Source organism: Pedobacter sp. BAL39, from assembly GCF_000170795.1.
Lineage (GTDB): Bacteria > Bacteroidota > Bacteroidia > Sphingobacteriales > Sphingobacteriaceae > Pedobacter.
The window spans coordinates 5,513-29,289 of record NZ_ABCM01000008.1 but is presented as its reverse complement, the minus strand read 5'-3'; the positions used below and the strand labels follow the sequence as shown (position 1 = coordinate 29,289).

The 23,777-nt window shown below is 50.1% G+C and carries 1 protein-coding gene; it reads left to right on the top strand.

The features are described from left to right. Nucleotides 1-200 precede the first annotated feature (200 nt). Nucleotides 201-23,777, top strand: coding sequence for a choice-of-anchor Q domain-containing protein (locus tag PBAL39_RS11790; protein ID WP_039866498.1), 23,577 nt, complete (start codon nt 201-203; stop codon nt 23,775-23,777).

The window sequence follows — 23,777 nt, the reverse complement described above, 5'->3', positions numbered from 1 at the left end:
GAGCAAAATTTATTTTTTAGCTTTGCTGTGCGGTAAATTTTTTTACCAAAAAAATCCCTATTCCTGAATGAATGATGGACTTCTACTTCGTCTCTATGAAGTGAAAACGATCTGTTTTTACCTTATTGGAAAACCTGTGGCTTTTTTTTCGGTAATCAGAGCGCATCCCTATTTTTCCAGCAGTACTTCCTTTTTTAAACATGACGCGAATATCCCTTAATAGCATCCTTGGTGTTTTATTATTTTTTCTATTTTCATCTGCTCTCAACAGTAAAGCACAGACCCGATATTATGTTAATGCCGCTGCAACAGGTACCGGCACAGGTTTAACCTGGGAGAATGCCTTTCCTACGCTCCCGGCAGCGATTACTAAATCGGTGAGCGGTAATGAGATCTGGGTAGCTAAAGGAACTTATTATACCCTGACAACAACGCCTACAGCTGCAGCTACATTTACACTTAAAACAGGTGTGAAAATTTACGGAGGATTCGCGGGCAATGAGACCTTACTCAGCCAGCGTATGGTTGCTGCAAATGGACTTTATACCGTTAATGAAACAATTTTAGACGGACAGGGAACCAATAACCACGTGGTGACATCTGGGAATAATAATACTACGCTGTTAGACGGGTTTACCATCGCCAGGGGCGCAACGGCTGCCTCAACATCAATTTCAGGTCCTTATATTGGCGCAGGTATCTATGTGACCAGCGGCGCTGCGGTTTTTCAAAACCTTTGGATTAAAGAAAATAATGCTGCTGCAGCAGGAGGTGCAATTTATAATGCGGGACCATCTGCTACTTTCAAAAACCTGCTGATCGAAAATAACAACCTTCAGCGTTTGGGTGTGGGAGCGGGAATTTATAATGCTGCAGCATCAGCTACATTTGAGAAGATTACCTTCAGGAATAATGCAGGAGCAGTAAATGGAGGAGGGTTCTACAACAGTACTGTAAGCAATGTGGTTTTGACGGATCTGAGCTTTGAAAACCATAGTGTGACCACGAATGGAGCTGCAGTATTCAATGCCGGTGCAGGGTTCATCATCAACAGGGCGACATTTATTGGTAATGTTGCCGGACAAAGAGGGGGAGGTATTTACAGCTCTGGGGCTAGCTTCGTGCTCCAGAATTCCGTCTTTAGTCAGAATTCCGTTACAGGAACCGGTACAGCTCACCTCGGCGCTGCAGTAAATATTGCTGGCGGTCCGGCAAACATTTACAATTGTACTTTCAGCAACAATACGATTGCTTATGGTATTGATAATGACAACACCTATGGCGCGGGTCTTTATACTTCCGTAACAAATACAAATATTTACAATAGTATTTTCTGGGGAAATAAAAGAGGGGCTGGGGTTTCCGACCAGCTGAATATTACGCCAAAATACGGTTTGTATAACAATCTGATTCAGGATGGGTTCCTGGGGTCTGAGAGCACCATTATTGGAGATCCTGAATTTGAAAATGCATCAACCAATGATCTGCGACTGAAAAACGGATCTATTGCTATTAATGCGGGAAACAATGCGCAGGTGGCGACTACCACTGATGTGGCTGGAAATACCAGGGTCGTGAATGGACTGGTCGATCTTGGTGCCTATGAACACCTTACCGGTGCTTCCGCCTCCATCATCCTCCAGCCATCCGCAATTGGCAACGTCGCGCGTGGGACTGCTTATCAGCTGCAATTGACGACATCAGGTTCAGGAGTTGCTACCTATCAGCTTAGTTACGGAACATTACCTCCGGGAGTAAAACTGAATACGCAAACAGGAGTACTGAGTGGCATTCCGATGATTACTGGAGAATATACTTTCGTGATAAGGGTAATTCAGGCTGGACAGACTACGAGCAGACAATACACCATGAATGTCAATACAGCTCCGGCAAGACTCCATGTATGGGCGTCAGCTACAGCAGGAACCAATAGCGGCGCAAACTGGACTGACGCATACCTTAGGTTACAGTCGGCAATAGACCTGGCAAAAAGCGGTGACGAGATCTGGGTAGCCAGAGGCACCTATTCGCCCGTTCAGCATATTGACTCTACTTTCAACATGGTATCTGGAGTGAAAATTTACGGAGGCTTTGCGGGTACAGAAACACAGCTAAGCCAGCGTGTATCAGATGCAAAAGGGAAATATACCGCCAATGAATCTATCCTTAGCGGGAACTATGTGAACGTGCATGTCGTGAACAGCATTCTAGCATTGACGCCAGAATCTACGCTGGATGGTTTTACCATTACTGCGGGTGCTGCAACATCCGGCAGCGGGGTGAAAGCTTATGGTGCGGGTATTTACATCAGTAACCTGGCCACCAACGGAACCTACAATAACCTGATCATTAAGAACAATACTGCAAATGTATACGGTGCCGGGATGTACAGCAATTCGGGAGGGATCAGGCTGAACAATGTTTCTTTTGAGGGCAATGTGGTCACCACAACCAACCGATATGGTGGAGGTCTTTATAACAGCGGCACCGGTCTGGAGCTGAATGATGTTTTGTTTAAAGGAAACCAGGCTGTAAACGGAGGCGGTATGTGGAATAACGCAGCGAGCGTGGTGCTCAACAAAGTCGTTTTCGAAGAGAATACTGCCACTAGTGGCGGAGGTCTTTTCACATCTGGGAATATCACCTTAAATCGCGTCTCTTTTGTCAGGAATAGTGCCCTAGGAAATGGAGGCGGATTGTACGGTACGGGTACCATCGCGGTTAATAATAGTGTCTTTAGTACAAACAGCATTGCCGCCGCGACTGCTGCTACAGCCATATATGGAGGAGGGATGTATTTTAACGGTTCGGGATCGGTAACCAACAGTACGTTCAGTAACAATACCATTAGCTATGTGTTAGCGGGGACGACTACCGTGGGAGCGGGTTTATATGCTGCACCTGCTGCATTCGGCATATACAACAACATTCTATGGGGAAATAGACGAGGCAATGATGTACCGGATCAGATTGGAGGTACCACCACTACTATTGCCAATAACCTCATTCAGGATGATTACGGTATTGGTTCAAATACCATCATTGGTAACCCGGAATTTGAGAATGCCCTAACGCATGACCTGCGGCTGAAAAATGGCTCTGTTGCCATTAACGCAGGTAGCAATACTTATGTATCTACAGCAAATGACTTTGCCGGCAATGCCAGGATCATCAATACAACCGTCGATCTTGGTGCTTATGAAAATGTCAACGCCAATGCCGGGTCTTTGTCTATACTGCCTGCCACCTTAACGCTGGCAAGAAGGGGAACAAGTTACCTTCAGCAGTTGAGCACTTCGACGGGAGCAGGTGCGATCACCTGGGAGCATACCTTTGGCACATTGCCACTGGGGATAATTTTCAATAGACAAACCGGAGCACTTAGCGGAGTGCCGATGCAGGCAGGCACTTATACCTTTGTCATCAAGGCCACCCAAAATGGTGCGATGGCTACCAGGCAATATACGCTGCAGGTAAATGAAGGTGCTGCTCGATGGCATGTGAAGGCCAATGCTACGGGTGCCAATAATGGTGCCGACTGGCTGAATGGATTGACCAGATTGCAGTCGGCCCTGGGCATGGCTAAGGATGGAGATGAAATCTGGGTAGCCAAAGGAATATACAGTCCTGTACAGCATGTCGATTCTACTTTCAACATGATTTCCGGGGTGAAGCTGTATGGTGGCTTTGCCGGAACAGAAACACTCTTAAGTCAGCGGGTGGCAGATTCTAACGGAAAATTCACCTTGAATAATACTGAGCTGAATGGTACCGGATACAACAGGCACGTGGTGTCCAGTACCACTGCAATGTCGGTAGAGACCGCAATAGATGGTTTTACCATTTCAGGAGGATACATTCCCTCAACTTCACCAAGCATATACGGAGCCGGCATTTACAGCCTTGTCGCAGCCGTTAATGGAAACTATAGAAATCTGATTGTAAAGAACAATGCGGCTAGTGTGGCCGGTGGCGGGATGTACAATACTGCAGTAGCGATCAAACTGGACAACGTCCTTTTTGAAGGGAATGTGTTGAGTGGTTCTGCCAGACAAGGAGCGGGTTTTTATAATTGGGGGGCGAATGCACAACTGAACAACGTGACCTTCCGCGGCCACCAGGCGATTCAGGGTGCCGGATTCTATAATTTAAGTGCCAATGTTACGGTCAGCAATGCCGTATTTGAGAACAACAGTGTGACAGGTTTTGGTGGAGGTCTTTTCAACTCAGGTACGAACTTCATCCTGAATAATGCCGTCTTTGAAAATAATGAAGCCACACAGTATGGTGGAGGTTTCGTGAATACAAGTACGGCTACCCTCAGTGAGGTCACGTTCCGTTCCAACCGGGCTACGCAATACGGTGCTGGTATTTCAAGCACAGGAACATTAAATCTGGATCGCGGGTTATTTATTAATAATATCGCTGTGCAGCATGGAGGTGGTATCTATATGAATGGTACCGGTAACTTCAGCAACATTGCTTTGAGCAGAAACGCCGTAACGTCAACAGCGGCTTATTATGGCGGAGGTATATATGTTGCCGGTGGTACTGTTAATATCTATAATGCTACCCTTAGCCGAAATAGTGTCGCGAGAACAGCAGCGAATAGTGGTGGTGGATTGTTTCGGGCTGCGGGAACCGTAAATGTGATCAACAGTATCTTCTGGGGAAATACCCGGGGTACAGGTGAGTCTGATCAGCTCAACACATTGGTGACTTCTGTTGCCAACAGTACCGTTGAAGATGGTTTCGCAACAGGATCGGCAATTCTCGTGGGCGACCCATTGTTTACAGATGCGGCGAACGATGACCTGACCTTAAAAACAGGGTCATTGGCAATTGATAAAGGTAACAACGGCGGGGTCGGTACCAGCAAGGACCTGGATGGAAACCCAAGGATTTACAACAGTATTGTCGATCACGGGGCTTATGAAAACCAGGGAGGAGCATCGCTAAAAATTACTCCTTTGACACTGGGCACGATCACAAGAGGGGCCGAGCTTGACATCCAGATGGTGGCTGCCGGAGGAACCGCTCCCTATACCTGGAGCATCCTTTCAGGAGAATTGCCTATGGGATTGACCATGACATCAGCAGGCCGCATACAGGGACGGGTGATGAAAAGCACCGCCGGCGGAGATACCTTCGTGATTGCCGTGGGTGATGGCACACTCATTGGCAGTAAACAATATACCATTGAAGCCCTCTCAGGACCTGTCCGTTTTTACGTCAAAAAAGATGCGACAGGAAAAGGAACGGGGATCACCTGGGCAGATGCATTTACCGACCTGCAGTCAGCATTGACCTACGTCGTTGCTGGAGATGAGGTCTGGGTAGCCAAAGGAACCTATTCAACCGGTACAGAACTCACGAGTACCTTCACGATGAAATCGGGTGTCAAATGGTACGGAGGTTTTGCAGGAACAGAAACAGAGCTTAGCGCACGTGTGGCAGATGCCAATAACTTATATACTGCCAACGAAACCATACTTACCGGAAACAACAAAAGCTACCATGTCGTAACCAACCTGGAGCAATCCACCAATGGAACCGTCATAGACGGCTTCAGCATTACAGGGGGAAGAACAGCAACGGGATCAACAGCCGTCACGAACAGTGCCGGAGGTATCTATAATGCTGCCGGTGAGGCGATCTTCAGAAACCTATGGGTCAGGAACAACAATGCCTATACCCATGGTGCGGGGATCTACAATCTTGGGCCTGCAACCTTTGATAACATCCGTATTGAGAAAAATATTGTTGTCGGTGGACAAGCCTACGGTGGTGGTCTTTATAACCGCAATGCTTTTGTCATCCTGCGCAATCTTACCTTTATAGAAAATGAAGCCGTTTATGGTGGGGGTATGTTCAATACCATTTCGGATGTCACGGCAGAAAACCTCAACTTTATCCGCAATAAAGCCAGCACATCAGGGGCAGGTGTGTATCACAATACCGGAATGCTGACCCTTAAAAGAGGCACGTTCGACGGAAATGCAGTAGTTGGTACCGGTGGGGGATTGTCAACCACTACCGGCCTGACTGCTGAAGACCTCATCTTTAAGAACAATACAGCGACTGTAACAGGGGGAGGTGTGATGGGGTCAGGGCCCCTCACCTTGAACAGGGTGTCCTTCATTAACAATACTTCCGGACAGTTTGGTGCCGGCCTTTACAATAACGGTGCGTCCAGGATTGACAATGCGATGTTCAGCAGGAACAAAGTCACGACAAACAACACTTCAGGTTATGGAGCAGGGATGTATAATAACGGCGGGGCCTCAGTGCTCAGCAACACCACCTTCAGCAACAATACCACCGTCATCACTTCTGCCGTGAACTCAGGGGCAGGTTTTTATATCCGCGCAGGATCAGCAGCGATCTATAACAGTATTTTCTGGGGCAACAAGAAAGGAGCCGGAGTATCAGATCAGATTGGCGGTACGGTTACCATTGCCAACAGCATCGTCGAAAATGGTCATACCGGGGGTACCAATATTTCTATTGGGAACCCATTGTTTACGGATGCGGCTACCGACAATCTGAAGATCAAGGGTGGATCCGCAGCCATCGATGTGGGAGACAATGCCGCGAGTGGAACAGCACTGGATCTTGCAAGCCTGCCAAGGGTAGTGAATGGAACTGTCGATCTGGGAGCTTATGAGAATCAGGGAGGAGAGAGCCTCAGCATCCTGCCAGCCACAATACCGGGAGCGGTTCGCGGAACAAATGTCAATGTACAGCTTACTGCAACCGGAGGCGGAACCTCCCTCAGCTGGAGCATCTCTTCGGGAAGCTTGCCGGCAGGACTTAGTCTGAGTGCTGGTGGTCTCCTCTCAGGAAGGGTGATGTACGTTGGAAATTACACCTTTGTAGTTTCTGTAACCGATGGAGAGTTTGCCGGAACAAAACAGTTTAACATAGTCGTCACCGCAGGAGCAACCAACATCTACGTGAGTGAGGGAGCAACAACGGGACGTAAAGACGGCAGCAGCTGGCCAAATGCCTTCATCGACCTGCAGCTGGCACTTGCGCAGGCAACTGCTGGTGACCAGATCTGGGTAGCCAAAGGAAATTACAGTCCGGGGCTGCTTGCAACGTCTACCTTCTCGATGAAGGAAAATGTAAAGATCTATGGTGGTTTTGCCGGCACAGAAGAAACACTGGCCGCAAGGGATACCAGTTTAGTGCACAACACCAATAAAAGTATCCTTGATGGAAGCCAGGGTGTTGCCAGTTACCACGTGGTGTCCAGCACCAGTGCTGTTACTTCGGAAACCATATTGGATGGTTTTACCATCTCTGGAGGACGCACGCTGACCACCACCAGTACAAATAATCCGAACGTAGGTGAGTTAAGTCCCAATTATTATGGTGCAGGTATTTATACCAGCCTTGGAAGACCCATCTTCAATAACCTCATCATTACCGGAAATATCGCCCTTTATGGAGGAGGAGCCTTTGTGCTCTCTGGTGTAGCGACATTTAGCAACACGAAATTTATCACCAACGGCACCATTGGTAACCTTGGCCGAGGTGCAGGGATCTACAACCATACCGGTGGCATCACGGTTGACCGCGTAGTATTTGATGGAAATGCCATTGCCGCAGGGTCCAATACTTATGGAGGCGCCATCTTTAACAGTGGTACAGCAACGATCAGCAATTCCAGCTTTAAAGATAACATTACAGCCGGTACAGGTTACGCCTACGGAGGTGCGATGTACACCAGTTCGGGTGCAGTGGTTAAAGTTTCAAATACTACTTTTAGCGGCAACCAGGCACTCAATGGAGGAGCTGTTTACAGCAATGCCGGTGCACCTGAATTTACCGATGTCACTTTTAGATCCAATAAGTCGAGGGCGATTGGTGGTGCGATGATCGCAGCCGGGTCACCGGTCTTTGAGCGTGTTTATTTCATCGACAATGAGTCTGTGCAGCATGGCGGAGCCCTGCAAACTACGGGAGCTGCAAAGCTGAACAATGTCGTTTTCAGCCGCAACCGGATCGTTTCAGTTGCAACGGCCGCCGCCTATGGTGGCGCCATGTACGCAGGGACAACAGCAACATTGACAAATGTGACCTTCAGCAACAACAGCATTTCACGAACTGCTGCAGGCGGTGGAGCCTTATATCGTGCTGGCGGAACAGTGAACATCAGCAATAGCATCTTCTGGGGCAACACCCGTGCAGAAGGGGTGGCAGATCAGATCCAGGGTGCAGTGACGATCGACAGAAGTATTGTGCAGAATGGCATTGCGGCGGGAACGAACATCGCCATTGGTAACCCGCTGTTTGAAGACGCCACGATAGATAACCTCCGTTTAAAAGGCGGTTCTCCGGCGATTGATATGGGCGATAATGCCCGTGTTACCGGAGCAACGGATGTAGATGGCAAACCCCGGATTTTTAACGACATTGTTGATATGGGTGCCTTTGAAAATCAAGGTACCGCCAGCCTGGTGATCAGTCCGTCAAGTATTCAGTCATACGGCCGCGGGGCGCAGATCGACATCCCTTTCACAGTCGCTGCCGGCGGAAGCAACCTCGTCTGGAGCATTACTTCAGGACTGCTGCCTTCGGGCCTCGGCCTTGATGCTTCAGGAGTGCTAAAGGGTAAGCCAATGGAAAGCGGAACATTTACATTCGTCGTCGGTGTTACCGATGGCGAGCTGATCGGTAGAAAACAATATACACTGGTCATCAGCCCTGCAGCTGCTCAGTTTTTTGTCAATGTTGCCGCTACGGGAAGAAATGACGGCAGCAGCTGGGAGCATGGATATACCGACCTGAAAGTGGCCATCAGCAAGGCCATTGCTGGCGATCAGATCTGGGTGGCAAAAGGAAGTTATAGTCCGGGAGAACTGGCGACGAGCTGGTTCACGATGAAAGAGGGCCTAAAGGTTTACGGAGGATTTGCAGGAACAGAAACGACACTTAATGGCAGGGACATGCAGCTCATGCATACCAGCAACCAAACCATTCTGGATGGAAGTCGGGGAGTCGCCAGCAGACATGTCGTTTTTAACAATATTGCACTAACCAATGCCACTGTGCTGGATGGCTTTACCATCAGTGGAGGGCAGGGTCTGGCAGGCTCTGATTCGGACAACAACCGCGGGGCAGGAATTTACAACTATGCAACTGTAAAGGCTGTGTTCAGCAACCTGAGGCTGGTCAACAATAAGGCAGAAAGAGGTGCAGGTATTTATAATATGGGCCCTGCCACTTATGACAAGGTTTTATTTGAAGGCAATGAAGCCAATACCTCAGGTGGTGGATTTTTCAACCTGAGCACCACTGTCACCATGACAGAGGTAACCTTCCGCGGAAACAGCGCCAGGCTAAGTGCCGGGGCTTTGTTCCAGAGCAGCGGGGTGGTGAACATCGACAGGGGATCGTTCATTGCAAATACTGCCGGTCAGCAGGCCGGGGGGATGTACAACAGCTCCGGAACAGCGAACCTGAGCAACACCATTTTCAGCAGGAATACGGTCACCACTGCCGGGACAGGATATTACGGTGGCGGTATGTATGTTACTGCTGCAACCAACCTCAACAACGTCACTTTCAGCGAAAATAGGATTGCCTTTAAACATGCTACAGCCATTGGTGGTGCCGGTTTATACCGCTCAGCAGGGGTCGTCACCGTCAACAACGGCATCTTCTGGGGAAATAAACGTGGGGATGATGTTCCGGATCAGCTCAGTGCTGCACAGAAGGTAAACAACTCCATCATTCAGGGCGGTTACCCTACCGGGATCAATATCCTGATCGGAGACCCATTGTTTACGGATGCTGCACAGGACAACCTGCAGCTAAAAGGTGGATCTCCTGCTGTTGATGCAGGCGATAACTCCATCAATACCACTACAACAGACCTTGCCGGCAATCCGAGGGTAACCAATGACATCATCGACATTGGTGCTTATGAGAGCCTGGGTGGTAACGGACTGAAGATCCTGCCAGCGACATTCCCTTCTTCTGCAAGGGGCACAGCACCAAACTTCCAGATGACGGTTACCGGAGGAGAAGGAAACTACAGCTGGACCCTGCAGTCGGGAGTCCTGCCTACAGGACTTGTTCTTACCGCAGAGGGTTTAATTACAGGAAGACCAACTGTTGCCGGCACCTTTACCTTTGTCATCTCGGTAACCGATGGTACCCTGGTCGGCAGTAAACAATTTAATGCGGTCATTACAGATGGACCTTCTCGTTTATACGTGCGCCAGGCAGCAACAGGAAATAACAATGGCAGCAACTGGCAGAATGCCTTTACCGATCTCCAGAATGCATTGACACAAAGTAAAGCCGGTGATGAAATCTGGGTAGCCAAAGGAACTTATTATACGGGACCTCTGGCAAGCTCCTATTTCACGCTGAAGGAAGGAGTAAAAATGTATGGTGGTTTTGCTGGTACTGAAAACCTCCTCACAGAAAGAAATACAACACAGGTCCGTACCGACAATGAAACCATCCTTGATGGTAGTCAGGGCACGGTCAGCTACCACGTTGTGTATAATACCGCAGCATTGACCAATGCTACGGTCCTAGATGGATTTAGTATCCAGGGAGGAAGAGCTGCAACGAACAATACTGGGGCCAGCTATTTCGGCGGTGGTATCTACAACATCAATGGCGCAGCCATTTTCCGTCAACTATGGATCAAGAACAACAGTGCCGCTTATGGTGGTGGTTTATACCATGCCGGTGATGCAGAATACACTGACATCATCTTCAGCAATAACCAGGCAAAGGGGCAAAATGCCCGTGGTGGGGCTGTTTACAATCAGAAGGGATTCAAGCTCAGCAAGGGGGTATTCCAGAACAATACCCTCGAAAGTGGAGGTTATACCAGTTATGGGGCCGCCATGTTCAATGCCGGTGCGCTGACACTGAATGATGTACAGTTTGAAAATAACGTGCTGACTACAGGTCAGGGTGGAGCCATTTACTCTAACTCCGGTGCGGTAATAGAAATCAATAAGGCTGTTTTTACTGCAAACAGGGCTACTTCCGGTGCTGCGATATACCTGGCAAATGGTACGACTACCCTTACTGATGTACAATTTACAGGCAATACCTCAACAACGATTGCCGGGGCGCTGTATGCGGCAGGGACAGTGAACATCAACCGGGCGGCTTTCATCGGTAATATTGCACTGCAGTCCGGCGCTGCCATCTGGTCGGCCAGCGCGCTAAAGATTGACAATACGATTTTCAGCAGAAATACGGTGACATCGGCTGCGGCTTATTATGGTGGTGCCATCTACCTCAACTCAGGGAACGCACTCATCAATAATACCAGTTTCAGCAACAACAGCATCGGTTACAATAAAGGCACAGCAACGTTAAGTTATGGAGGCGCATTTTACCGTGCGGGAGGAACAGCGACCATCAATAACAGCATCTTCTGGGGTAACAAACGGGGCAACGACCTTCCCGATCAGCTCAATGCAGGCGTCACCATCAGTACATCTATTGTTCAGAACAACTATACTACCGGCACAGACATCAAAATCGGTGATCCGATGTTTGAAAATGCCGCGGCGGATAACCTTCGCCTTAAGGGAGGATCTCTGGCCATTGATGGTGGAGAGAACAACTGGCAGGCGTATGACAAGGATCTTGCGGGTAATCCGAGGGTCGTCAATGAAACGATAGACCTGGGTGCTTATGAGCAGGATGGCAACGGCAGGCTGATGATCAGTCCGGCGGCAATCAATGCGTTCCCAAGAGGCACAGGCATTGACCTGCAGCTCCTGTCTTCGGGAACATCACTTCCTGTCAGCTGGAGCCTGCAGACAGGAAAACTCCCTGCGGGGGTTACCTTCTCTGCCAGCGGCAAGCTCAAGGGAGTGCCAACCATTGTCGGTACCTATACCTTTGTGATCGGCGCCACCGACGGGCAGCTGCTGGGTAGCAAGCAATACACCATCACCGTGCAGAATGGCGTCAGCCGACTGTATGTGAATACTGCTGCAACCGGCGACAATAACGGAAGCTCCTGGGCAAATGCCTTTACCGATGTACAGCCAGCGCTGGAACTCGCAGGTGCGGGTGATGAGATCTGGGTGGCCAAAGGAACCTATTATACGGGTGCACTGGCTACCTCAACCTTTAAGTTAAAAGAAGGTGTCCGCATGTATGGTGGTTTTGCAGGCACAGAAGCAGCCCTCGCGGAGCGGGATATGGCTGCGCTGCGTACTACAAATGAAACGCTGCTCGACGGTAGTCAGGGTGTAGCCAGCTACCATGTGGTATCCAATACCCTTGCACTCAGCTCTGCAACGCTACTCGATGGTTTTAGTATCCGTGGTGGTAATGCCACGCTCGTGAGCGGCAACAACTATCAGGGAGCCGGGATCCACAATAACCTCGGCGCTGTACAGTTCAGCAACCTCTGGATCAAGGAGAACATCGGAGTTTATGGTGCCGGGGTCTACAACAATGGGGACGCGGTGTTTACAGACGTAATCTTCAGTAACAACCAGGCAAAAGGTTCCAGCGCCAGGGGAGCGGCAGTGTACAACCTGAAGAACTTCAAACTGACCAGAGGGGTATTTGAAAGTAACAGGATTGTCGAAACCAGCAACTATACCGGTTACGGGGCCGGGATTTTTACTTCCGGCGCACTGGACCTTACGGAGGTAGAATTTAAAGACAATAGCATCCTCAACGGACAGGGAGGAGCCATATACAGCAATTCCAACGCCCTCATCAACATTAAAAAAGCAAGTTTTACCAGCAACAAGGCAACCACAGGCGGGGCTTTATTTATTGCCAGCGGTAAACCCGTACTGGAAGAGGTGACCTTTACAGAAAATTCGGCTACCACTACGGGCGGAGCCATTTATGCCAGTGGAGTGCTGGTCCTCAACCGTGCTTCGTTCCTTCACAATACGGCGGTGCAACACGGTGGTGCCATCTGGTCTAACAGCAATCTGAAGATTGACAACAGTATCTTCAGCCGCAATGAGGTGAGCTCGGCTGCTGCCTATTATGGCGGGGCCATCTACATCAGCTCAAATGATGTCCTGATCAACAACACCAGCTTTAGTAAAAACAACATCAACTACGCTAAAGGTACAGCCACATTGAGCTACGGTGGAGCGCTGTACCGCAGTGCCGGAACAGTGACCATCCATAACAGCATCCTCTGGGGCAATACACGTATGGGCACTGTTGCTGATCAGCTGAATACTGGCGTCATCGTAGGCAACACCATCGTGCAGCAGGATTATGCTGCGGGTACCGATGTCAAGATCGGAGATCCGTTGTTCCTGGATGCGGCTGCAGACAACCTGCAACTGCAGGGAGGTTCACTGGCGATTGATGCCGGTGAGAACAGCTGGCAGGCTTATGATAAAGACCTTGCCGGAAAAGCAAGGGTCATCAACGGCACCATCGACCTTGGTGCTTATGAGAATGAAAGCACCGACAGGTTGCTGATCACTCCGCTAACCATCGCGCCCATTACAAGGGGTGCATCGCTGAGTATGGCACTTAGTGCCGCTGGCAGCAGCCTCCCGCTGAGCTGGAGCCTGCAGGCGGGCAAACTTCCCCCGGGAATATTGCTCAATGCGGATGGCAGGTTAACGGGAGTTCCCAATATCATTGGCATATATACCTTTGTCGTTGGTGTCACCGATGGAAACCTCAGCGGCAACAGGCAGTATAAAGTCACCGTGCAGAATGGCACCGGACGGATGTACGTGCACCAGGCCGCTACGGGAGGCAACAACGGCTCCGACTGGACCAATGCTTTCAACGACCTGCAGCCGGCATTGGAGCTGGCAACTGCGGGAGATGAAATCTGGGTGGCCAAAGGAACCTATTACAGCGGTCCTCTGGCAGCCTCCAGCTTTAAACTGAAAGAAGGCGTAAAAATATATGGCGGCTTTGCAGGTACAGAAAATACGCTTGCAGAACGCGATACCCTTAAAATAAGAACAGATCACGAAACCATCCTCGACGGCAGTCAGGGGGTGGCCAGTTATCATGTGGTCTATAACGCCACAGCACTCACCAGTGCCACGGTCCTGGATGGTTTCAGCATACAGGGAGGCGGATCAGCGGTGAATACCTCCAACAACAGCATCAACTTCTATGGTGGTGGTATTTATAACTCCCTGGGAACGGTGGTGTTCCGACGCCTATGGATCAAAAATAATCTCGGTGTGTATGGTGCAGGATTGTATCACAGTGGTGATGCAATCTATCAGGACATCGTGTTCAGCAACAACCGATCTACCGGTTATTATGCACGTGGTGCAGGGGTATACAACGTGAAAGGCTTCAGGCTGAACAAAGGGGTGTTTGAAAATAACAGGATCATTGAAACCTCCAGTTACCCTGGATATGGTGCGGCAATTTTCAGCACTGGCGCGGCAGACCTAAATGACATCATCTTTGAAAACAATACGCTGACCAATGGCCAGGGGGGAACCATGTATGTCAATTCTGGAGCGGTGACCAACCTCAGCAATGCTACTATCAGCGGAAGTAAAGCGACCACAGGTGGTGCTTTCTATTTCGCCAATGGTACTGCAAGCCTGAACAACGTCATCATTAAGGACAACATCAGCACGGGCGCTGGCGGTGCAATATATGCATCCGGCACGCTGAACATCGACCGTGGTACCTTCCTCAACAATACTTCCGGTCAACATGGAGCCGCGGTCTGGAGCAATTCCACATTTAAGATGAGCAACACCACCTTCAGCAGAAACCGGGTCAACAGCACCCAGGCTTATTATGGTGGTGCAGTATATGTCTATAGTGGAACGGCAACTTTAACCAACAATACTTTCAGTAAAAACAGCATCGGATATTATAAAACAGGAACCATCAACTACGGGGGAGCCCTGTACCGCAATGCAGGAACAGTAAACCTGAACAACAGCATCCTCTGGGGGAACACCCGCGGAGAAGGGATGGCCGATCAGCTGAACCTGAACATCAAGGCCAGCAATGTGCTGATTGGTGGTGGTTATGCTGCCGGTCTGAACATCGTGGATGCCGATCCTGCATTTGTGAATGCTGATGGCGACGACCTTTCACTCAGTGGCTGCTCCCCTGCAATCAATACCGGCGACAATAACCTGGCGCCGGCAGGTACAATCGACAGGCCGGGCAATACCAGGACCAAAGCAGATCTGATTGATCTTGGTGCCATCGAATACCAGGCGGATGTCATCACGCTTAATCCTGCGGCGCTGCCACAGGCACCACGTGGTGAAGCCTTCAATCAGCAGCTGCAGGGAGTTGGCGGTACTGGCAGTTATACCTATAAATTAATCTCAGGAAAGCTACCTGATGGCCTCTCTATGGGCACATCGGGACTCATCACCGGAAACCCCATTGTGATTGGCAAATATACTTTTGTGATCAATGTGACCGATGGTACTTTATGCGGGAACAGGGTATACAATATGGACATTGTGCCGGGAACGGGTACCGTTCGCATCCTGGTCAACCAGGCGGCAACAGCGGGACAGAACAATGGCAGTACCTGGGAAAATGCCTATCTTGATCTGCAGAGTGCATTGAAGGTGTCTCTTGCTGGAGACCAGATCTGGGTAGCCAAAGGTACCTACAGTCCGGGAGCCTTAGTCACCTCTTATTTCACCTTAAAGGAAGGCGTTAAGGTGTATGGTGGTTTTGCCGCTACGGAGTCTTCCCTGGCAGAAAGGGATTCGCTGAAGATCAGGACCGATAATGAAACCATCCTGAACGGTAACAACAACAGCAGACACGTCGTTTACAACTATGCGGCGCTTACAGCTGCAACCCTCCTTGATGGATTCAGCATCACCGGCGGCCGGTCGGTGCCTACAGGAACAAGCACTGGCGAAGCTTACATCGGTGCGGGGATCTACAACAGGGCCGGAGCAGCAACATTCCAGCATTTATGGGTTAAGAACAATAACTCCAATACCTACGGTGGTGGGATGTACAATGGAGGGCCAGGAAAACTGGACGACATCATCTTTGAAAATAACAGTACCATTAACCCATCGGGATCTTACCGCTACGGGGGAGGTTTATACAATGCGGGTGCCGCCACCATGAGCAACCTTCAGTTCATCAACAATGCTGCTGCTTATGGCGCTGGTCTGTACCAGACTACAGCTGCGGTGACCATCAACAATATTTTATTCAAAGACAATAAGGCAACTTACGGCGGAGGGCTTTTCAGTAATTCTGGAAAGGTCACGATGAATAACAGCACATTTACAGGAAACACAGCCACACTTCATGGAGGAGCGGTGTACCAGTCCTCTTCCACATTAACCATGCAGGGTGCTGTATTCAGCCGCAACAGGGTGACGGGAACGGCGGCCTATTTCGGAGGCGCCCTCTACCAGTATACAGGTACAGTGACACTGGTCAACGTGACGATGAGCAACAACAGCATTGCCTACGTAAACGCTACGGTAAATAAATATGGCGGTGCCATTTACAGGAATGCAGGAACGCTGAACCTGCACAACAGCATTGTCTGGGGCAACCAGCGCGGCAATGGCGTTGTCGATGAGCTTAACCTCAACATCAAGCCGCTGAACTCCCTGATCAGGGGCGGATACGCGGCAGGAAAGGTAATCGTCGATAAAGATCCTTTGTTCAACCTGAGCAATCCGGATGACCTGTCCTTATCGGATTGCTCTCCTGCCATCAATATGGGTGATAATGCTCTTTCCGCAGCGATCAGTAAAGATCTTGCAGGCCAGCCGAGACTAAAATCAGAAATCGTCGACATGGGCGCTTTTGAAAACCAGAACAACAGGATCAGTGTTGGCCCGGCAGTATTGCCGGAAGGGTTCAGGGGAGTAACATACGAACATCAGCTGGTCTCCTCGGGAGGATCGGGAAGTTATACTTATGCGGTCAGTTATGGTGCTTTGCCGGACGGTCTGCTGTTGAGTGCTTCCGGTCAGCTTGTAGGAAGACCCATCAATGCAGGCATATATACCTTCAACATTACTGCCAGCGATGGCAACCTCTGCGGAAACAGACTATATACCTTTGAAGTGAAACTCGGAACGGGGAATGTGAGGATTTATGTGAACCAGGCGGCCACTTCAGGAATGAACAATAGCGCCAGCTGGGAGCATGCCTTCCTGGACCTGCAGAAAGGGATCAGCTCGGCCATGGCCGGTGATACCATCTTCGTCGCAAAGGGTACCTACAGCCCGGGACTGAAGGTCAGCAATTACTTTACGCTGAAAGAAGGCGTAAAAATATACGGTGGTTTTGCGGCAACGGAGAAAGGCCTTTCCGACAGGGATTCGACCGCCATCAGTACTACCAATGAGACCATCCTGGATGGAGCGAACAGAAGTTATCACGTCGTATTTAACCGTGTCGCCTTAACCAATGCCACCGTGTTAGATGGCTTTACCATCAGCGGCGGTAAAACAGCCAATGCCAACAGTACAGCCGATGTGTACAATGGGGGCGGTATTTACAACGCGCTTGGAAAGGTCGTCTTTAAAAACCTCTGGGTAAAAAATAACGCGGCTTACTATAGTGGTGGTGGTATTTTCAACAGCGGTCTTGCCACCTTCAGCAATGTGATCCTGGAGAACAATACCGTAGTACAGTTTGGAGGGGGACTTTATAACAATGCCGCAGCGAGCTTCAAAGGGATCAGCTTCATTGGCAATAAAGCACGACAAGGGGCAGGGATGTATCATATTTCCGCTGCTGTGGAACTGAAAGATGTAATTTTCAGGAACAATGCCGCAACAGCAAATGGTGGAGCGATTTATAATGCGACCAATGGCAAGCCAACCATTACCGGCGGTTTGTTCATCGGCAATACCTCGGCGCAGCATGGTGGGGCCATCTATCACTATTCCGGCACGGTCAACCTGATCAATACCGCTTTCAGCAGGAACCGGACAACCATAAACGGATATTTTGGCGGTGCATACTACCATCATACCGGGACGGCCAGTATCCTGAACTCAAGCTTCAGCAACAACAGTTCTGCTTACATCAATGCCTCCACCACGACCAGATATGGGGGAGCGATATACCGGAATACAGGGGCCGTCAATGTTGGCAACAGCATCTTCTGGGGCAATACGCGTGGCAACGGGGTGGCTGACCAGATAAATGCCGGCATCATTGTGTCAACCACTACCATACAGAACGGATATGCTGCAGGTACAAACATCCTGACGAAAGACCCTCAGTTTGTGAATGCTGCTGCGGATGACCTTTCGCTGGTACCATGCTCACCGGTCATCAATATGGGTGACAATGCACAGATTGCAGGAACGACTACCGATATTGCCGGAGGAGAACGGATCAAACACAGCAAGATAGACCTCGGTGCTTATGAGTTCCAGGGCCTCTATCTTGAAAATGCGGAACAACAGCTTCCGGATGCAGATCAATGGACCAGCTACAGTCACCAGATTGAATTGTCAGAAACAGGTGCTTACACCTACACCCTGAGCCAGGGGCTACTACCCGACGGCTTGTCGCTGAGTGGCACAGGGCTGATCTCCGGAGAGCCTACTGTAGCCGGCGACTACGAGTTTACGCTGGCAGTGCAGGGCGCTGATGTCTGCGGATCGCTGAAACTGAAGATCAAGGTGAAGCCAAGGGTAGCCTACATTGTGGAGGTCCTGAAGCCTTACCCGGTACCGGTCAAAAAAGATACAGGTACCCCTTTTGAAGCGCTCAACCTGGTCACACAGGTAGAGGTGGTCATGAGCGACCGCAGTCATGCGCTATTCCCTGTTACCTGGCAGCCGGGTAACTACAACGGCAATGTCGAAGGTATCTATGACCTTACGGGAATCCTGACGGTGCCGAATGCCGACATCAACAGGAATAACCTTACCGCAACAGCTAAAGTGGCGGTCATCACTCCGGTATATCCATACATCATTGCTGTAGCGCCACTGCCACCGGTACGCGTCTTGTCGGGAACTCCTTTCAGTGAGGTCCTGCCATTACTGCCTAAACAGGTGCAGGTGACCTATGATGATGGCATCACGAAGGAAATGCTGAACCTGACCTGGGATCAGGGCAGCTACAATACCAGGGTTGGTGTTTACCGCTTATACGCTGCACTGGGCATTACCGAGGAGCACGCCAACCCGGCAGGCTTTGAAGCCAATGTGGATGTATACGTGCAGCATAACATCATTTCGGTACAGGAACTTGTGGACATCACGGTGGACCTGAATACCCCGGCTGCATCTCTGCCATTGCCAGCCACAGTGAGGGTGACGTATCATGACCAGACCACCGGATTCCTGAATGTGATCTGGGACAGGACGCCATATGTCGCTGATAAAGGCGCAGAATATGACCTGAAAGGAACGCTGCAGCTGAATGACCTCGTTTCAAATACCGGACTGCTGTTTGCGGAAAATAAAGTAATCATCCGCAAGAATATTGTTTCTGTGGAGGGACAGTATTCGGCCAGCACCCCTTATGATACCGATTTTGATGAGGTGGTATTGCCACAAACGGTGATGGTAAACTTCGATGATGGCACAAAGGATACTGTTGGCGTAGAATGGGCCAAGGGTAGTTATAACCAGCTGCAAAGCGGCAACTACACCCTCTCCGGAACCTTACTACACAATGAAAGCATTGACAACAAGAACAACATCAAAGCACAGCTGGTGCTGACTGTACTGGCAAAGCCAAAAAATATCGTCAGCATTGCACTGCTGGATACCGTGAAGGTTGCTTATGGAACCTTATTGTCGGCCATTCCTCAGCTGAAGGCACCGGTACAGGTGACCTACGACGATGGCAGCACAGGCATGCTGGACATGACCTGGGATACGGAAGGTTACGATCCCCTGGTTCCTGAGCTTTATTCCTTCGATGGGGAGCCCGTACTGATCCCTGGAGTGGTCAATAAGGACGCTAAAACAGCAGAATTCAACCTTCAGGTGGGCAATAAAAAAGTAAGCACAATACAAAATCCGACCGCAATTACCGTAAAATACGGAACATCAACGGATGACATCGCCTTCCCGGAAAACGTCAATGTGACCTACAATGACCAGTCGGCAGGCACCGAAGGTGTCATCTGGAGCTCATCTACTTACAATGCGCAGCTACCAGGTGTATATGAGTTTAAAGGCACCCTGGTGACGGGCAACGACATCGACAACCCGGACAGTCTGTCTGCGACGGTGAGTGTGACCGTAGGGCCGAAACCACTTGAGGTGGTCAGCGTAGATACCACTGCGGTGCAGGTGCCTTTTGGAACGAGCTTTATCGCAGCCCAGGCGCTTTTGCCAGCCCAGGTAAAAGTTACTTATGATAATGGCAGCAGCAGCATGATGAATGTGATCTGGGAAGAAGGAGATTATATAGATGATGTGCCTGGAGTCTACCAGATGAAAGGACAATTGCAGCTACCTGAAGACATCCTGAACCCAGATGATGTGGAAGCGGAGCTCAGCGTTACGGTAGGCAAACACCTCATTGATACGTATACCAGTCCGGATTCCATCATTGTCGTCTTCGGTACCGCTCCGGAGGCAGTGACGTTGCCAGATGCATTGAACGCTCAATTCGCAGACGGTGGCAAAGAAGACCTCGGGGTAGTGTGGGACCTTTCTGCCTACAATGGTAACCTCGCCGGATCTTATGTGTTGAACGGATTGTTTACCCTGACCGATCAGGTGGAGAACCCTAAACCGGTGAACCCGCAGATCGTAGTCACCGTCATGCCGCGTGAGAAGCTGATCACTGCATTGCAGGCGGATACCATCCGGACTGTCTATGGCACTCCGCTGGAAGATCTCCAGTTCCCGCTGATCAGCAGGGCAACACTTGACGATGGTACTTTTGTGGATGTTTCCGTACAGGATACCTCGTTTAAGTCGCCGCTTTACAATGGCGATGAAGCCGGAACCTATCTTTTTGAAGGAACCATCATTGTGCCTCAGGGAATACTGAATACAAATAACCTGACACCGAAAGTGGTGGTCGTGGTTGAAAGAAAACTCATTGAAAGCATCAGCAGTCTTCCGGGAATCAATGTCGATTATGGGACTACGTTTGAGGCGCTGACCCTACCGGAGGCGGTAAAGGTGACGTACAATGATCTATCCGAAGCATTGCTGCCGGTAACCTGGACGAAGGGCAACTATGACGGCAACACTCCAGGTGTCTATACGCTGCAGGGTACGATGGTTGTTCCTGATGATGCGGACAATCCTAAGGCACTGCAGCCGGTGATCACGGTCACTGTTGCTGAGCGTATGAAGGTTCTGCTGAGCATTGCCGCCGACACGTTGAATGTCAGCTACGGAACCTTGCGTCCTGACCTTTCGTTGCCGGTAACTGTAACTGGAGTTTTTGATGATGGCAGTACCGCAATGCTCAACACCGGCACATGGGTCAATACAGATTATGACCCAGAGACTGCAGGTGAATATCAGTTTACCGCACCGGTGGTGATGCCACAGCAGACGGAAAATCCGGACTCCCTCGGGGCACAGATCACCGTAATTGTGGCGCAACGTTATATTGTGAGTGTGACAGATCCGCTGGAAGTTACTGTTCCTTATGGTACCAGCTTCGGTTCACTTATGCTGCCGGATACGGTGCTGGTCACCTATAACAACAACGTACATGAAGCACTGCCGGTAAGCTGGGATGGCAGCAACTATAACGGTCTGCTCGCAGGCAGTTATATCCTGCCGGGAACATTGCTTGGCCCGCCGGAAGAAAATAAAGACAATAAGGGCAGCGTCATTAAAGTGACGGTATTGCCAAAACTGCTGGTGCTGGATTCTGTACTGGTGACCACACCACTGCATTTTCCTTTCGGAACAACGCTGGAACAGGTGCTGACCCAGTTGGGTACGCAGGTAGACGGGCGCTTCAATGATGGGTCAACAGGTAAAGTCGCTGTCGACTGGGAGTCGCCGGTATTCAACGGCAACCTTCCGGGATCTTACATGTTTACTGGTATCCTGGATATGGAGGGTAAAGCCGAAAATCCAGATGACCTTAGCCCGAAGGTGGAAGTGATCATTGACAACAGGAATGTGGTTTCAATAGAAACGCTGGCAGACCTGATCGATGTCTACGGAAAACCCTTCTCCGCCCTGGACCTGCCGTCAACAGTTGTGGTTACTTTTGACGACCAGACCACGGCAAGTCTGCCGGTGTTATGGAACGAAGAGGATTACCACGCTGACCTGCTGACACCACAAATGCTGACCGGCGAAATTCAGCTGACTGACGACCTGAGGAATGGCGGCAACCTGCAGCCATCCATAAAGGTGACATTGTGGAAAGACCTGCTTTCTGTAGCAGAGATTGCTCCGCTGACGGTACCTTTCGGAACCACCTTTGCCGCCCTGGGCCTGCCATCATCCGTAGAAGTTACCTATAATGATGGTTCTAAGGAACAGCTGAACATCACCTGGGATCAGGCGGCTTATGCGGCTGCGGCAATCGGGGAGCTCGACCTGACAGGAACACTCAGCTTATCCGCAAATACATTTAACACCACCACGCAACAGGCAGAGGTGAAAATTACCATTCAGAAGGCGGCGCAGGTCATCACCTTCGCTCCTGTTGCTAATAAAAACTATGGTGATGAGCCCTTCCAGCTCATCGCTTCCACAACGTCCGGCCTGCCGCTCATCTTTGAACTGCTTGAAGGAAAGCTTGACCTCAACGGGAATATGGCGACCATTGAAGGTGCGGGTGATGTGATCATCAAGGTATCACAGGCCGGAGATGCTTACTTTGCCGCTGCTACGGCACAGCAGACCTTCAAGATTAATAAGGCCATGCTTACTGTCTCGGGAGATACACTGACGAAATTTGTGGGTAAGGAAAATCCGGTGTTCAGTTACCAGATGGCCGGCTTCAAATATGAAGAAACCGAAACCAGTGTCCGTGCGCAGGCTGCTCTGCAGGGAGAACCGGCCTTCAGCACCACGGCAACCCTGAGCAGTGCTGCCGGCAATTACCCGGTGACCTTAAGCCTGGGTAGCCTGACAGCCGACAATTATGAGTTTACCTTTAAGCCGGGCATGCTGACCGTAAAAAGCCTGTTCCACACCATCACTTTTGAAACCAACGGTGGTACTGCGGTTCAGTCTGTACAGGTTGAAGACGGGGTAAAACTTCCGGCGGTAACGACGACAAAAGAAGGACAGCTATTTTATACCTGGTTTAGTGACCAGGCTATGGAAACAGTTTTTAATTTTGACGCCGCAATCACAGAATCAATGACCCTGTATGCCGACTGGACGATGGCCCCGCTGCCTGCTGAAGGAGCGCTGAGCATGCGTACTGTTGCTGATTATATGCTTGGATTGAATGAGCTGACCACAGCAGAGCGTGCAGCACCGTTTTCTATGGCATTGCTGAATGGCAAAAGCCACCTTGCCGGTAAAACAGCTCCTTTCAGGCTGAGCGACTGGTATGGATACGGGCCCTTGAAAAAGGCTTTGCTGGCAACCACGGCAATCACGGCAAAAAATGAAACGGCAGTTACCATTGCGATGACATTGATCGGGAATGGCGGGACGGCCCTAACGGCGAGCGGCATCTGCTGGAGCACTGAAGCGCAGCCTACAATCGCAGATACGCGGGTGAATGCTGTAAATGCAGGCGATGGACAGGTGGTCGTCGAGGGGCTGATCGCCGGTGTCAATTATTATGTGAAAGCCTTTGCCATCAATCAGGCGGGCTTGAGTTATGGCAATGAGCTGGTGTTCAGAATTAAGGAAGATGGTTTAGTAGAAATGATTAAGAAATAA

Excerpts from the sequence above, each read along its gene's own strand:
- PBAL39_RS11790 (WP_039866498.1), top strand. The coding sequence starts at position 201 with ATGACGCGAATATCCCTTAATAGCATCCTTGGTGTTTTATTATTTTTT.